11 protein-coding genes are annotated in these 15,171 nt (G+C 41.0%); 9 read left to right on the top strand and 2 right to left on the bottom strand.

The window, feature by feature from the left end:
- Positions 1-15: 15 nt before the first annotated feature.
- A complete protein-coding gene (locus HPE56_RS03930) occupies positions 16-3,807 on the bottom strand; it encodes a beta-galactosidase small subunit-related protein (protein ID WP_188242440.1) in 3,792 nt (1,263 codons plus the stop codon).
- 389 nt (positions 3,808-4,196) lie between these two features.
- Here HPE56_RS03930 and HPE56_RS03925 point away from each other — a divergent pair, with 389 nt between their 5' ends.
- From HPE56_RS03925 to HPE56_RS03900, 6 genes are all read left to right on the top strand, one after another.
- Positions 4,197-4,922 (top strand): NUDIX hydrolase, encoded by a 726-nt coding sequence (locus HPE56_RS03925; RefSeq protein ID WP_188242439.1) that lies wholly within the window; start codon positions 4,197-4,199, stop codon positions 4,920-4,922.
- Positions 4,923-4,970: 48 nt separating this feature from the next.
- Positions 4,971-5,846 carry a sugar phosphate isomerase/epimerase family protein gene (locus tag HPE56_RS03920; protein WP_188242438.1) on the top strand — a complete coding sequence of 292 codons (876 nt, stop codon included), beginning with the start codon at positions 4,971-4,973 and terminating at the stop codon, positions 5,844-5,846.
- Between the two features lie 187 nt (positions 5,847-6,033).
- Entirely contained in the window at positions 6,034-6,303 is a 270-nt protein-coding gene (locus HPE56_RS03915; RefSeq protein ID WP_188242437.1) for a carboxylesterase family protein, read from the top strand.
- Positions 6,290-6,808 (top strand): carboxylesterase family protein, encoded by a 519-nt coding sequence (locus HPE56_RS03910; RefSeq protein WP_317173168.1) that lies wholly within the window; start codon positions 6,290-6,292, stop codon positions 6,806-6,808. Before HPE56_RS03915 ends, HPE56_RS03910 begins: the two co-directional genes overlap by 14 nt.
- Before the next feature lie 23 nt (positions 6,809-6,831).
- The gene (locus tag HPE56_RS03905) at positions 6,832-9,126 is read left to right on the top strand and encodes a glycoside hydrolase family 3 protein (protein WP_188242435.1); all 2,295 of its coding nucleotides are present in this window, start codon (positions 6,832-6,834) and stop codon (positions 9,124-9,126) included.
- Positions 9,127-9,305: 179 nt separating this feature from the next.
- Positions 9,306-9,800, top strand: a complete 495-nt coding sequence (locus HPE56_RS03900; RefSeq protein ID WP_188242434.1) for a heme-binding domain-containing protein — start codon at positions 9,306-9,308, stop codon at positions 9,798-9,800.
- Between the two features lie 190 nt (positions 9,801-9,990).
- On the opposite strand, the gene HPE56_RS03895 is transcribed toward HPE56_RS03900, so the two are convergent.
- Positions 9,991-10,671 (bottom strand): hypothetical protein, encoded by a 681-nt coding sequence (locus tag HPE56_RS03895; RefSeq protein WP_188242433.1) that lies wholly within the window; start codon positions 10,669-10,671, stop codon positions 9,991-9,993.
- 261 nt (positions 10,672-10,932) lie between these two features.
- Here HPE56_RS03895 and HPE56_RS03890 point away from each other — a divergent pair, with 261 nt between their 5' ends.
- The 3 genes from HPE56_RS03890 to HPE56_RS03880 all read left to right on the top strand — a co-directional run bounded on the left by HPE56_RS03890 (position 10,933) and on the right by HPE56_RS03880 (position 15,068).
- Positions 10,933-12,435 (top strand): aminotransferase class V-fold PLP-dependent enzyme, encoded by a 1,503-nt coding sequence (locus tag HPE56_RS03890; RefSeq protein WP_188242432.1) that lies wholly within the window; start codon positions 10,933-10,935, stop codon positions 12,433-12,435.
- 416 nt (positions 12,436-12,851) lie between these two features.
- Positions 12,852-13,484 (top strand): Crp/Fnr family transcriptional regulator, encoded by a 633-nt coding sequence (locus HPE56_RS03885; protein WP_188242518.1) that lies wholly within the window; start codon positions 12,852-12,854, stop codon positions 13,482-13,484.
- 168 nt (positions 13,485-13,652) lie between these two features.
- Positions 13,653-15,068 (top strand): MBL fold metallo-hydrolase, encoded by a 1,416-nt coding sequence (locus HPE56_RS03880; RefSeq protein WP_188242431.1) that lies wholly within the window; start codon positions 13,653-13,655, stop codon positions 15,066-15,068.
- The last annotated feature ends 103 nt before the right edge of the window (positions 15,069-15,171 follow it).

Below are 15,171 nucleotides of genomic sequence, written 5' to 3'. Positions count from 1 at the left end.
TACAGCCAAGAACCTCTAAAATGGTTTTATTCTTAGTTGATAATGACCACTAATAGCTTTTTCCCTGTAATTCTGTAACTGTCTTATGGCGGTACCACCAACTCCCGATACTTTGCGGTCGATGTTCAAAATGGTATGTGGGGCCTCCTTTAATTGATAGGTGTAAACGGCACGGGATAGATTATCGGTGTCGTATTTGTGCAAACTGAAATTCAATGCTGTATCACCGGAAATCCAGAGTCCCTTACCCTGCGCATTGCTGACTTTTAACCATCGTACATCGGTGCGATTGCCATAATCCTGGGGGAGTATGTAGGGTTCATACATATCATCCACATTGGAATTGTAAATTCCGAACTTCGCGCCTGTCTTTCTATCAGGATAGGTTTCAAAGGGTCCTCTGCCATACCAGGAAACTTGATTGAATTCCTTGGGTAATTGAAATTGGAGCCCTTCTTTCGGAAGTATTTCCGGCATGGTACCGTGGGGGGTTATTTCTTGGTTTAATTCCAAGGTCCCATCGGGATATATCGTCCATGTTTCATCCCGTTCAAAGGCAGACAGATCATTACTCACCAACATCATTATCCGGGGATCCAAAGATGAGCTAGACCATACCTTGGTTTTTATTTTAACCTCATGGGCATTCTTGGAAACACGCACCATATCCACAAGATTATGCATGTCCCGAAGACCTAAAGTCCGTAACTGGTTGTCTATAGAACGTCCATAACCTGTTGTCATTTGATTACTGTTGTATTTGTAGGCGCCCCATGGGTCAACGTCATTTGCGAGTGGTGCACGCCATATCTTAAATTCTGGACCTCCCTCTAAATATTCGGTACCTTGATATAACATGGATTTCCATTTACCCGTTTCCTTATTGTAAATGTAGGTGAAGTCCTTGTTGAAAATCGTAAGCTCCGAGGCGGTTTCCTCAATCTGTAAGTTATTCCCAACAGGTATTTCGGTCAATGGTGCACTCGTTTTTTCCAAGATGAATTGTTCCCAGGCCACCTCGTAATTATCAGAAGCCCAATCGACCTTTTCCTTTAAGGAGAATCCAATAGTCAATATCCGTTCCCCTTGGCTTGATTTTGTTTGGTAAGGGATATTGATTTCCACGGATTGCTGTGCCGGTAAATCTAATGGGAGGCTACCGTTTTCAATTTCCCTACCATCTTCTTGAAGCGACCAATACCCATTCAATTGGTTGAGGTTTTTAAAATGATGGTAATTTGTAATCTTTACAAGGCTTTCCTTGCTATCGACCATTTCAAAACCAATCGGCTGCCCTGATTTTTTGATTTGATGTATCTCTGGTTGAATCGTACGGTCTGGCCAAATGACCCCATAGGTCCTTCCACCCAAACCAACGGCATAAAAGTCATCACCCTTCCTGTCCGTATCAAAATCGAGTGCTAAAACAGCATCGTCAACCTTGCTTTTCAGGTCGGCAAGGGTTACCGCATGGTCAAAAACCCGAACATCGTCCAAGACCATACTTGACATACGTCCACTTAATTCCCCTTGGTCTTGTTTTTCAGCTTCCCTTCCTAAGCATAAAGGAAAGGCTGTTGTCGATATATTTCCAGTAAATTCGGTGGTTGCCACTACCGTGTCATCTACATATAATTTCAATCTTTGACCATCATATATTCCGGCAATATGGTGCCAATTCCCATAGAAATCGGGTCCAACCTTTACTTTTGCCGAAATCCTATCGTTGATCAGGTAGTTGTCTGTACTTTTGGAATTGATATAAAACTCCAAAGTTTCTGGGTCTTGCATTTGAATCCCGTATTGTTCCTTCCCTTTACCCAAAAAGATATTGGGTTGTGGAATTTTCGATGGCTTTATCCAGAATCCTATGGAAAGGGCATTACCTGTGATATCAAGGGATGGGTCACGGTAAAACTCCACCCAGTCATCATGTCCTGTGAATTGAAGTCCCCTACCATGCTTTCCTTCAACAAAAGTGGGTCTTCCCATAATTTGTCCGTCGTTCTTCTTGGGTGATTTATCGGGTAATGTCCAACGGGGAGTGTTAATTCCGGGACTCACAAAATCCCAGATCGCACCGCCCATAGATCGCGGAGAGCGGCGTATGATATCCCAATATTCATCCAACCCACCCAAACTGTTTCCGGTAGCGGCCAAGTATTCATCCATGAAGGAGGAACGTATATCACCTTGGGGCAACATATCCCCTTCGACGATATGTCGTAGGCCAAGGGGAATGTAATACCGTGGACCTACAATATCCTCAAAGGGAATATAAAATGTATTTCCTCCATACATCCAAGCGGGCCTGCTTGGGTCTATTTCTTTTCCGGTTTCAATAACGGCTTTTATGTTTTCCCCGCTTCCGGATTCATTGCCGGCACTCCACATGATTACAGACGGGTGGTTACGGTCACGGTAAACCAATTTCCTAGTTCTGTCCTTGTACATTTCCGTCCATTTGGGATCTTCGGATAATTGAAGGTTGCTGTGGGCTTCGTCACCTACCTCGTCAACCACATAAATACCCAATTCATCGGCAAGTTCCAAATATTCCGGGGTAGGGGGGTAATGGCAGGTTCTTACGCAGTTCATATTGAACTGTTTCATGATTTCAAGATCCTTCCTAAGGGTTTCCAAGGGTACAGCCTGCCCTTTTTCAGGGTGGTGCATGTGACTGTTGATGCCGTTCAATTTGATAGGCACCCCATTGACCGTTAGGATTTTGTTGTTGTATTCCACTTCACGAAAACCTATTTTTTGTGAAAAAGCTTCTAGTATGGTACCATTTTCATCTTTTAATCGAACTAAGATCGTATAGCGGTTTGGCATTTCTGCCGACCATTTTTTTGGGTTAAGGACCTTTATGGCAATATTGACCTTTTCGGAGGAATGTGAATGAACATTCAAGAGACCGGATTCGGCCTTTCTTCCTAGGATGGAGTTGTTATTGTCATCGAATACATCAAAATCGAGAAGCATCTTTCTGTTCCGGTTTTCTTCATTGCCGATAACAGCCGACACGCTAAGGGTGGCATTTTTGTAGGTATCATCCAAATCAGTAACAATATAATGGTCCTTGATCATGGTCTTGGGTTGTGCATATAATTTTACATCCCTGAAGATTCCCGATAATCGCCACATATCCTGATTTTCTAGGTAAGAGCCATCACTAAATCGAATAACTTGTACGGCCAACGTATTTTCTCCTATTTCAAGGAACGGTGAAATGTCAAATTCCGCCGGTTCAAAACCACCTTGGTTATATCCCACCCGTTTTCCGTTTAACCAAACATAAGTGGCCGATTTTACGCCCTCAAATCGTAATTTTACACGCTTGTCTTTCCAAGATTCGGGAATGGAAATGGAGCGGCGATAACAACCGACCGGATTGTAATAAGAAGGGATATTGGGAGGGTCACTCTCAAAGGATAGGCTTGTATTCCTGAATTTTGGATGGCCGTAGCCTTCCATTTGCCAGTTGCTAGGTACTTGTATTTTGTCCCATTCCTTGGTATTGAATGTGGGTTCCCAAAAACGATTGGGCACTTCATTAGGGGTTTTGACCCATTTAAAATCCCATTGGCCGTTCAGTAATTGGTAATTATTATTTTGGGATGGGTCGTTCGTCAAAGCCTCGGTCTCAGTGTCAAAGGGAATGTGAAAGGCATGGGGCGCTGTTTGCCCTTTTTCGAAAATACCGGGGTCTTGCCAATCATTTGGGTTGAAATCGATGTCTTGGGAAATTACGAACGTCGGGATAATAAACAAAAAAATGATTGAAAATGGTATGGATTTATGCATCTCTATTAAGTTGGTCTGGATTGATATTTGATTAAATCTAATTATCGTATTCCAAAGGCATTGCCCTTAGGAACGAATATGTATTGTTCTAACTTACATGCCCCTGTTCAATATTGAAATTTTTAGGGAGTATTAAAGGTATGACTTTTGAAAATATTTTCATTCTGATTTATTGGGAACCTAAGGTAAAGTGAACATTTTGGTTTTCCAATGGAAATAATGCGGTCAAATATGTTTTAAAGGTAAGTCCCATTTAATTTTTTAGAGTATTCCAAAGCTATTAGATAACCTATGATAAATGTCATTTGTTCCTAGTTGAATACTATTGTCTCAAATTATTACAATAAAGCTTTGTTTTCTTGCCATTTTGTCTTTATTTTGATAGTAACATGGTTGATAGAGCAAAAAAAAAGATCGATAACATTGAACATAAAGGCTTTATCCCAAATGTTTCATACGATTCGGTTATTTTTGGTTTCAATGGAAAACAACTCAAGATCTTAATTTTGGAATATTACAATACCGGCCTTTTTGCATTACCCGGTGGATTTGTAAAACGGAATGAGAGTTTGGATGCTGCAGCGGAAAGAGGGGTTAGGGAACGTACCGGCCTAGATCAAATTTACCTGGAGCAGTTTTATACTTTTGGAAGCCTGACCCGCTCCGATCCCCAAGCCATGGAGCGTATCCTGGAAGGGAATGGAATGGATAGGCAAGCGCATCAATGGATGTTAGATCGATTTCTTTCCGTGTCTTATTATGCGTTGATCAATTACGATGAGGTGACACCCAAGCCGGATGAGCTTTCCGATAATATTAATTGGTATCCCATAGACGAATTACCGCCCTTGATGATGGATCATAACCAGATAGTGAATAAAGCCCTTGAGGTATTGCGCGATAACTTTGAAAAAAAGTTGATCGGTATGAATCTATTACCTTCCAAATTCACCATGAAACAATTGCAAATGGTATACGAGACCATTTTAGGGAAAAAATTAAGAAGAACTTCCTTTCAACGCCGGATTTTAGGTATGGATATCCTGGAACGCCAAGAGAAATTATATCAGGGAAAAGCCCATAAAGCTCCCTATTTATATAGTTTTAAATCATAGAATAATAAATAAACCGGAATATTAATAAATATCAAAACAAGTACTAAAATGAAAAGATCAAGATTGAAAAGTTTAATTAACGGGCTGCTGATTTCCTTTATGCTCGTTTGTGTTTTCTCCTCTTACGCACAGGAGAAATTTGGTGGATTGGCCTTGTATACCGTGCGTGATGCCATGGGTGACAATGCCAAGGAAACCTTGAAGGCGGTTGCTGATGCTGGATATATCAATATAGAGGCTGCTGGATATTCCGATGGTAAATTTTATAATATGACACCTTTGGAATTCAAAGCTTACCTCAAGGAACTCGGGCTTAACCCCATTAGTACCCACCAGGGTTCAGTTACTTTGGACAATGCCGATGCCATGATGGCCGATGTAAAGGCAGCAGGCTTTAAGTATTTTGTTGTTCCTGTACCCCCTATGGGTCTTTTTAAGGTTGATAGTGAGACTAGAACAATGGGAATGAAAGGTGGTGCGGAAAATTTAGCCAATATCCTAACAACATTGGGTAAAAAAGCTAAGAAAGCCGGACTTAAATTACTCTATCATAACCACGACTTTGAGTATAAAAAAGACGTTGATGGTATCATCCCTATTGAATATTTACTGGAAAATTGCGATTCTAAATATGTAAACTTCCAAATGGATCTTTTTTGGGTAACCAAAGCAGGTGCCGATCCAGTAGCGTATTTTAAGAAATATCCTAAAAGATTTAAAATGTGGCATGTAAAGGATATGGATGATCAAGGAAGATTTGCTCCTGTAGGTACCGGTCATCTTGATTTGGCAAGGATATTGGCCAACAAGAAATTATCAGGTATGAAATACTATATGGTAGAACAGGATAAGACGTTCAAAATGGAACCATTGGAAGCCATCAAGGTTAGCCATGAGGGATTGAAGAAAATAGGTTTTAAATAAATAGCAGCGTTTTCCTTCTATTTACTTTATGTTTTAAGGACTTTCCCATTGGGACGATCCAGGGCTATTTACTGCAGAACGCAAATAACTTTTGAAGTAAATTCCTAGGTGATCAACCCAATGGAAGCCTTGAAGTAGCCTTTTGTCTTGGGATATTTAAAATACTTAAACCATAAAAAAGCAAACAATGAAAGATTTAATCTTAAAGGTTTGCGTCACTGGATTATTATTTACATGTTTCAATAGTTTTGGACAAGAAGTAATCACAGGGGAAAAGGTAGCGGTAACGAATACCGAATCCGGTAAAGTAAGGGGGTATATAGAAAAAGAGGTCTTTATTTATAAGGGAATTCCTTATGCAAAGGCCAAACGTTTTGAATCCATAACAAAAATTGATGCTTGGGAAGGAGTTCGAAGTACCACCCTTTGCCAATATGCACTTCGTGGGCGCATCTGATAAAGCTATACTAAGCTATTTAAAAGAGACGTATAAGGCGGCCGATAAATACACAAAGGCAGTGAAGAAAGCATATCCTAACGATACGAAAGCCAAGGATTTATTGGATGTGGACACCATGTTCAGACCCGGTGCCGTTGTGCAGGCCAATGAAAAGTCGGCACTGGAAGGTGGGGCTCCTGTTTATATGTATCTGTTTACATGGCAATCCCCTGTTTTTGATGGAAAATACAAGGCACTACATTGTATGGATCTCCCTTTCGTTTTTGATAATGTTTCCTTGGCCAACCAGATGACAGGAGGTGGTAAGGATGCCCAGATTTTAGCAGGAAAAATGAGTCAGGCATGGATTAATTTTGTCAAGACGGGAAACCCCAATAACGAAGGTTTACCCCAATGGACAGAATACAATAGGGAAAATACGGCTACCATGCATTTCGATACTACGTGTGAGGTGAAACCTCAATTGGATAAGGAATTATTTGAACTTGTTCAGCAAAACTAACAGTAGGCCTAAAACAAAAATATATGATCATAAATAAAACGAATTTTTCAATAAGTACTTTGACCTTGACCCTGCTATTGGGGAGTTGTGGGGATAAATTCACCACAGAGGAAAAGGATGGCTACGTAAGGGTCAACAATACGAACGGAAGCGATTTGACATTTCACACTGAATCTGGTGTGCAACTGTTGAAGGTTGACCAATATGCTTTTAAGGACCTTAACAAAAATGGTACATTGGATAGCTATGAGGATTGGCGGTTGTCAGATGATGAACGGGCGAAAAATCTGGCTTCCAAACTCTCTTTGGAAGATATTGCCGGACTCATGTTATACAGTTCACACCAATCCATTCCCGGGGCTAGTCATGGTTTTGGTACATCAAACTACGCCGGTAAATCCTTTCCTGAAAGTGGGGCGGTAGCTAGTGACCTTTCAGACGAACAAAAGAAATTTCTTAAGGATGATCATTTGAGACATGTTTTGATCACTAAGGTTGAAACTCCTTCAATAGCGGCCCAATGGAATAATAATGCCCAAGCTTTTGTTGAAGCTATCGGTTTTGGCATTCCTATCAATACCAGTTCGGACCCTAGGCATGGTAGTGATTCCTATGCCGAGTATAATGCCGGTGCAGGGGGAGCAATTTCAATGTGGCCGGGAACTTTAGGTATCGCAGCATCTTTTGATTCCAGTTTAATGCAACAATTTGGCGAAATTGCTTCTAAAGAATACCGGGCCCTAGGTATTTCTACGGCTTTGTCTCCCCAAATTGATCTGGCAACAGAACCCCGTTGGAGCCGTTTTGACGGAACCATGGGAGAGGACCCAGATCTAACCACCGATTTGGCTAGGGCCTATGTAGATGGTTTCCAATCCAGCGAAGATGGGAATTGGGGCCTCGAAAGTGTCAATGCCATGGTAAAACATTGGCCAGGAGGCGGACCTGAAGAAGGGGGGCGGGATGCCCATTTTGGTTATGGGGCCTATGCTGTTTATCCGGGTAAGAACCTAAAAGATCACTTGCAACCTTTTACCCAAGGAGCTTTTAAATTGAACGGGCCAACTAAAATGGCCGCTGCCGTTATGCCCTATTATACCATTTCCAATGGGGAAGGGGAAGCTGTAGGCAACGGATTCAATAAATATTTGATTACCGATGTATTACGGGGTGAGTATGGATACGATGGTGTTGTCTGTACCGATTGGAGCATAACCAAGGATGTCACTTCCGTTGACAAATTTCAAGGTAAAAGTTGGGGCGTTGAAACCAAGACAGTCGCAGAACGTCATTATAAGGCTATTAAGGCCGGCGTTGACCAATTTGGGGGCAACAATGATAAGGAACCCATTCTTGAAGCCTATAAAATGGGTGTAGCTGAACATGGGGAAGCGTATATGCGTCAGCGTTTTGAAGCTTCCGCTGTTCGTTTGCTCAAGAATATATTTAGGGTTGGATTGTTTGAGAGCCCCTATTTGGATGTTTCCGAGACCGGGAAAAAAGTTGGGAACCCAGAATATATGAAGGCTGGTTTTAATGCGCAGCTACGGTCTATGGTGATGCTTAAAAACCACAATGGGATACTTCCGATTAAAGATAAAAAGAAAGTATATATTCCCAAACGCTACATTGCCCCAAGCACAAATTGGTGGGGTATTGTAACGCCAGAAAGGACCGAGTCCCCCTTTAATCTGGAGGTAGTGTCAAAATATTTTGAAGTGGTCGATGATCCCAAGGCGGCGGATTTTGCCTTAGTGGGCATCAAAAGTCCTGATGGAGGCGTAGGGTATGACAAATCCGATTTGGATAATGGAGGTAACGGTTATGTACCCATTAGTCTGCAATATGAATCCTATACGGCCAAAGAGGCACGTGAGACCAGTTTGGCGGGCGGTAGTCCGTTTGAAGATTTCAAAAATCGTTCCTTCAAGGGTAAAACCGTTAAAACCAGGAACGCTACGGATATGACTTTGGTCAATGAAACCAAATCGAAAATGGGGGACAAACCTGTGGTTGTTATTGCCCATATTTCAAAACCCATGGTTTTTTCGGAAATAGAGAATAGCGCTTCAGCCATTTTAATCCATATGGGTGTGCAAGATCAGGCGATTATGGAAATTGTTTCAGGGGCGTTCGAGCCTTCGGCTTTGTTGCCATTTCAAATGCCTTCCGATATGGCAACTGTAGAAAAGCAGTTTGAGGATGTGCCAAGGGATATGACACCCTATAGCGATGCTGATGGAAATACCTATGATTTTGCCTTTGGATTAAACTGGAGTGGACAAATTGATGATGAAAGGATTGCTAAATACAAATAATTGAACAGATTGGTTGTTGTAAAACCCAGATTTTGATGAAAATAGCAGGGATTTGAAAAATAGGCGACATAGGGTAGTCTGTGTTGATAAGTCATTGGATTTTGTCTACTAATAATTGGGGGATAAGTATCAAGGAACAAAATAGATTATGTAATTTTATTTCAAAATAAGTATTGATCATGGTAAGAAAAGTCTTAATAGTCCTGCTGGTTCTTTTGGTAATTATACAATTCTTTCGCCCGGAAAGAAATGAATCCAACGACCTTACGTATGATATTTCAACGAAATACGAGGTGCCTGCAGGGGTAAACGAATTGTTGAAGGTATCCTGTAACGATTGTCATTCGAACAAAACGGAATATCCTTGGTATGCCAATGTGCAACCCGTAGCTTGGTGGTTGAATGAACATGTTGTTGATGGCAAGAAACATCTCAATTATTCCGAATTCACTAAAAAACCCCTTTATGTCCAAAACCACAAACTAGAGGAAACTATTGAAATGGTGGAGAAAAAGGCAATGCCTTTGGATTCCTATACGTATTTAGGCCTTCATCCCCAAGCGAATTTGACAGATGAACAACGTGAAATGATAATCGATTGGGCCAAGGCACAGATGAAGTATTTAAAGGAGACCTATCCAGCGGATAGTCTGGCATTCCCCAAACGGGATTGATTTCCATAATGAGGATATCCATTCATGGTCCGGTATAAACGGTTAAGCCAAACCAATCCATATGGTAAAGGAATAGGGATGGTCAAAAAAAAGGTCATTGGCTATGAACGATTTCCCAATGCTAGATAAAACAAAAAAGTCCCGATACAGCATCGGGACTTTTTCATGTAAACTATTTCATGATGAACATCTAGTCCTCTTCTTCAGGTAGGTTGATTCCCTTGAGTAATAAGGTTGCCCCCATTAAAACAAGCCATAAGGCCTTTACATGAAATATAGGTTTATATATTTCATAGTTATCGGGAATTCCCATGATAATAGCCATGGCAGCAAACCCCATGATAATGGTAAGCCAGCCCAAACCTTTGTTCACTATGTTCCATTTTACAAAAGCAGCACCCAGAATCATAAGGCCTACCCCTGAAAATACGCGGCCAAACCGTACAAAACAGGTTACATAGTGGTTGGTAAAAAGTAAGCCATCCATAACCTGCTGCGTTTCCTCAGGTGATTTTCCTGCAGTGTTTCCTATACCCCAGGCCCCGAATGTATAGTAAAAGGCGGCTGCAATGGCTAAAGTGAAGGTACCGACAATAATCATTCCAGCTCCCGGATAAATCAATACCCGATACGGTTTCTTAGTGGCTATTGCCGTCAATGCGAACATGGCAATCCCCATTATGACCCATCCAAAGATATGAACACGATAGAGCCAAATCCATGTCCATAGATTTTGGTTGATCTCATCAAAATCAGAGGCGATAATATACTCGCCCAAATGATGGGGTGAAAAAAACCACCCTCCCCATAACAGTACGGCCGATACGATAAAAGCCCAGCCAATAACCTTAGTTTCAAAGTCTTTTTTCATAATTTCCGCTTTTGTTTTCTTCAATTTATGGGAATCACCTTTGGTTTTGTGTAACTTTTGTTACAAATCACAGTGTTTAATTGGTAATTTGTCAATATATTAAATATAATTTGTGCATTTAGATATATTTTAAGCTATAATTTTAATAATATCGTAAATTTTAGACCCTTTAGCGTAGTGGAAAAGTCTTGTAGTTAGTTTAATTTGTATCCCAATGGATAATTTAAGGTTATTTTTACCTTTGGATTATAAATTTATACCATGGGCGAAACCATATCAAAATCAAGTGTAAGGGAATCTGGATTGGAAAACTACTTTCAGCAATTCAGACAACATATCGTTGGTAATGGCCAAACTTTTGAATCACCCTATGGAAAGCAACGAATACTATATGCTGATTGGACGGCTAGCGGAAGATTATATGGCCCAATAGAGGAGAAACTAAGCACGTTAATCGGTCCATTCGTGGCCAATACGCATACGGAAACATCCTTTACAGGTTCCGTAATGACCATGGCCTACCATCGGTCCCGTAGAAAGATTAAACAGCATGTACATGCCAATGAGGATGATGTTTTGATTACGGTTGGTACGGGTATGACAGGGGCAGTGAATAAATTCCAACGGATTTTAGGGCTTAAGGTATCGGAAAATCTAAGGAAACATACCGTGATTCCCGATGAATTAAGGCCAATTGTCTTTATTTCGCATATGGAACACCATTCCAACCAAACCTCTTGGTTGGAAACCATTGCCAAGGTTGAGGTTATTCCTTGTAACGCACAAGGCTTGATTTGTTTTGAAAGTTTCGAAAAGCTATTGGACAAATATCAGGAGCACCCCTTGAAAATCGCTTCAATAACAGGATGCTCCAATGTTACGGGTATACAAACCGATTATCATAGGGTTGCTAAAATGATCCATGAAAACAATGGACTTTGTTTTGTTGATTTTGCCTGTTCGGCGCCTTATGTTCAAATAGACATGCATCCGGAAAATGAAAATGAATACTTGGACGCTATCTTTTTTTCCCCCCATAAATTTTTAGGAGGACCAGGTTCAAGTGGCGTTCTTATCTTCAACAAGAAATTGTATAAAAACCTGATACCGGACAATCCCGGAGGGGGAACGGTCACCTATACCAACCCGTGGGGCGATCATGATTATATTGATGATATCGAAACCCGGGAAGATGGGGGTACCCCTGGATTCTTACAGGCCATACGGACAGCCTTGGCGATACAGTTGAAAGAGCAGATGGGGGTAGTGAATATTCTTAAGCGTGAACATGAATTGAACCAAAGGATTTTTAAAAACCTTGGTAAGGTTGATAATCTCCACATTTTGGCAAAGGAACATCAGGATAGATTGGGCGTTTTTTCATTTTATATTGATGATGCGCATTATAATCTGGTGGTTAAGCTATTGAATGATCGATACGGAATCCAAACTAGGGGAGGATGTTCCTGTGCCGGTACTTACGGACATTTTTTATTGCATGTAGATCAATTGACCTCCAAGGCCATTGAACAGATGATTTTGGAAGGTTGTTTAATGGAACGACCGGGCTGGATACGAATGTCTATACATCCTACTATGACGAATGCAGAAGTGGATTTTATTTGTGATGCCATTTCGCAAATTGCCCAAAACCATAAAGAATGGGGCAAGGATTATACCCATAATTTATCCAAAAACGAATTTGAGCACCTTAATGGTACCAGAAATGAGCAGGATCTGGTGGATGGATGGTTCAAGGATTGAATGAGACCAAAGCTTAACGGTTGATTTGGTTTTGTCCTGGCTTTACATAAAGTTCCCCGTTAAGAATCCTTTGGGAATACAATGATTAACCATCGGCTTCCGATTTGGTAAATGCCCTTGGGGTATTTTGAAGACATTGTGGTCTGGGAGAGGCCCTCTCCACCTTTAACATCAATATAGCCCAGCCCTGGAATTAAGGTTTTCGGTTCTTTTTGGGGATAATTTTACTTCAGAATAATCGGTCATTTTAGGTATTATGTATATCTTCGAAAAGCTTTGCCCTTCAAACATTTAGATTAACTTAAACTAAAATGAAGGCAATTTCAAAAGTATTCCCAAGAATCATTTTCAATTTGAAATTTGAGGGTTATTTTTGGTGTAGCCCATATTTCATCTATAATCGCGACATTAGCCATATGATCAAAGAACTACAAGCAAATTACGGACATCTTTTTGAAGAAGAACTCATCAATGAAATAAACCAGACAGGGACATATAGGGAAATTCATGAAGGTCATAAGCTGATGGAAATCGGGGATTATGTAAAATCAATGCCCTTGTTGATATCCGGTGTAATAAAAGTGCTTCGGGAAGATGGCGATGGTGATGAATTGTTGTTGTATTTTCTGGAACATGGTGATACTTGTGCCATGACATTGAATTGTTGTATGGGGCACACGAAAAGTGAAGTTAGGGCTATAGCCGAAACGAATGCCAAATTGATCATGATCCCGATCCAAAAGATGGAGGAATGGTTGGCAAAATACACAAGCTGGCGCAACTTTGTCCTGTTGAGTTACCACAACAGACTCAATGAGATGTTGGAGACAATCGATAGTATAGCCTTTTTGAGGATGGATGACCGTCTTCTAAAGTATTTAAGGGATAAGGCGAGGGTAACCAAGGACAATGAGATCAGTACCACCCATCAGCAAATTGCCTATGAGTTACATACTTCAAGGGTTGTTATTTCGAGATTGCTTAAAAAGCTCGAAAACCTGGGGGAAATAGAACTTCATAGAAATCAAATACGGTTGTTGAAGGCGTAAAACGATTAGGGTCCAATGCGTTTCGTTGGGTTTCTTTATAATTATTCATTCGTTGCTGACGAATATCAGTTGTTCTTAATTGTGTTGTTATGATCTTTGTAACCTTTGTTACTTTATAACCAGGGTAACGATTATACTTTTATACGGTCAACACATCAAACTAAGATCATGAAAATAGAGCAGATTTATACGGGTTGCTTGGCCCATGCAGCTTATTATTTGGAAAGTAACGGTGAGGCAGCCATCTTCGACCCCCTTCGTGAGGTACAACCTTATATAGACCGGGCAAAAAAGGACAATGCCCGTATTAAATATGTCTTTGAGACCCACTTTCATGCCGATTTTGTAAGTGGCCATTTGGATCTAAGGAAAAAAACGGGGGCACAAATAGTTTTCGGTCCAACGGCCAAACCCGGCTATGATGCCTTGGTCGCTGAGGATAATCAAGTCTTTGAAATAGGGGAGTATAAAGTAAAGGTTTTACATACTCCCGGGCATACGATGGAGAGCACTACCTATTTACTCATTGACGAAAAAGGGAAGGAACACGGTATAATCACAGGCGATACGTTGTTTATCGGTGATGTTGGTAGACCCGATTTGGCGCAACACGTCGTATCAGAGCTTACTGAGGAAAAACTGGCAGGATACCTGTACGATTCCTTACGGAATAAAATTATGCCTTTGGCCGATGACCTTATCGTATACCCCAATCACGGTGCAGGTTCTGCCTGTGGTAAAATGATGAGTAAGGAGACTACCGATACCTTAGGGCATCAAAAAGAAGTCAATTACGCCTTGCGGGCAGATATGACCAAAGAGGAGTTCATCAAGGAACTGCTTACGGGCCTGACCCCGCCACCAGCCTACTTTCCCAAAAATGTAATGATGAATATACAGGGGTATGAAAGTCTTGATGCCGTGATGGAAAGGGGAACACAGGCCTTGACTCCAGAAGCTTTTGAGGCCGCTGCCAATGAAACAGGTGCTTTGATGTTGGATACTAGGGGGCCTGAGGATTTTGCAAAAGGGCATGTTCCGAATAGCATCAATATCGGATTGGACGGTAATTTTGCCCAATGGGTGGGAGAAATGGTCCCTGATATTAAACAGGAAATCTTGCTCATTACCTATCCCGATAAGGAAAAAGAGGCCATTACCCGATTATCAAGGGTTGGTTATGATCATGCGATAGGTTTTCTTAAGGGAGGTTTCAATAGTTGGAAAATCGCCAAGAAGGAGTTTGGGATGATCAATCGTATATCGTCACAGGAATTTGCGGAAATGTATACTACCACAAAACCATTGGTTGTCGATATCCGTAAAAAAAGTGAATACGATTCAGAACATGTTGTTGGCGCCCAAAATATCCCATTGAATGAGATCAACGAGCATTTGGCCGAGTTTCCAAAAGATACTCCCTTCGTTATTTATTGTGCGGGAGGATATCGGAGTATGATTGCGGCCTCTATATTAAAACAAAGGGGGTGGGACAATTTCTCCGATGTGGTAGAAGGGTTCGATGGAATCTCAAATACGGCAGTGGATCGAACCGATTATGTGTGTCCGACCACACTGCTGTAGTACAATATAAAAGTAGTTGGTTGATAGCAAGGGAGGGGCAGATTGATTGTGGTCTTTCCCTTGTTTCAAACTGTATAAACAAGAACAGATAAAACATATAATA

This window comes from Maribacter aquimaris, assembly GCF_014596745.1.
Lineage (GTDB): Bacteria > Bacteroidota > Bacteroidia > Flavobacteriales > Flavobacteriaceae > Maribacter_A > Maribacter_A aquimaris.
The sequence above is the reverse complement of the archived record's forward strand: the minus strand, read 5'-3'. Positions and strand labels throughout refer to the sequence as shown.

Bases quoted from the DNA above. Each gene is read 5' to 3' on its own strand.
- HPE56_RS03900 (WP_188242434.1), top strand. From the start codon at position 9,306: ATGGTAAGAAAAGTCTTAATAGTCCTGCTGGTTCTTTTGGTAATTATA.
- HPE56_RS03895 (WP_188242433.1), bottom strand. From the start codon at position 10,671: ATGAAAAAAGACTTTGAAACTAAGGTTATTGGCTGGGCTTTTATCGTA.
- HPE56_RS03905 (WP_188242435.1), top strand. From the start codon at position 6,832: ATGATCATAAATAAAACGAATTTTTCAATAAGTACTTTGACCTTGACC.
- HPE56_RS03920 (WP_188242438.1), top strand. From the start codon at position 4,971: ATGAAAAGATCAAGATTGAAAAGTTTAATTAACGGGCTGCTGATTTCC.
- HPE56_RS03885 (WP_188242518.1), top strand. From the start codon at position 12,852: ATGATCAAAGAACTACAAGCAAATTACGGACATCTTTTTGAAGAAGAA.
- HPE56_RS03880 (WP_188242431.1), top strand. From the start codon at position 13,653: ATGAAAATAGAGCAGATTTATACGGGTTGCTTGGCCCATGCAGCTTAT.
- HPE56_RS03930 (WP_188242440.1), bottom strand. From the start codon at position 3,807: ATGCATAAATCCATACCATTTTCAATCATTTTTTTGTTTATTATCCCG.
- HPE56_RS03890 (WP_188242432.1), top strand. From the start codon at position 10,933: ATGGGCGAAACCATATCAAAATCAAGTGTAAGGGAATCTGGATTGGAA.
- HPE56_RS03925 (WP_188242439.1), top strand. From the start codon at position 4,197: ATGGTTGATAGAGCAAAAAAAAAGATCGATAACATTGAACATAAAGGC.
- HPE56_RS03915 (WP_188242437.1), top strand. From the start codon at position 6,034: ATGAAAGATTTAATCTTAAAGGTTTGCGTCACTGGATTATTATTTACA.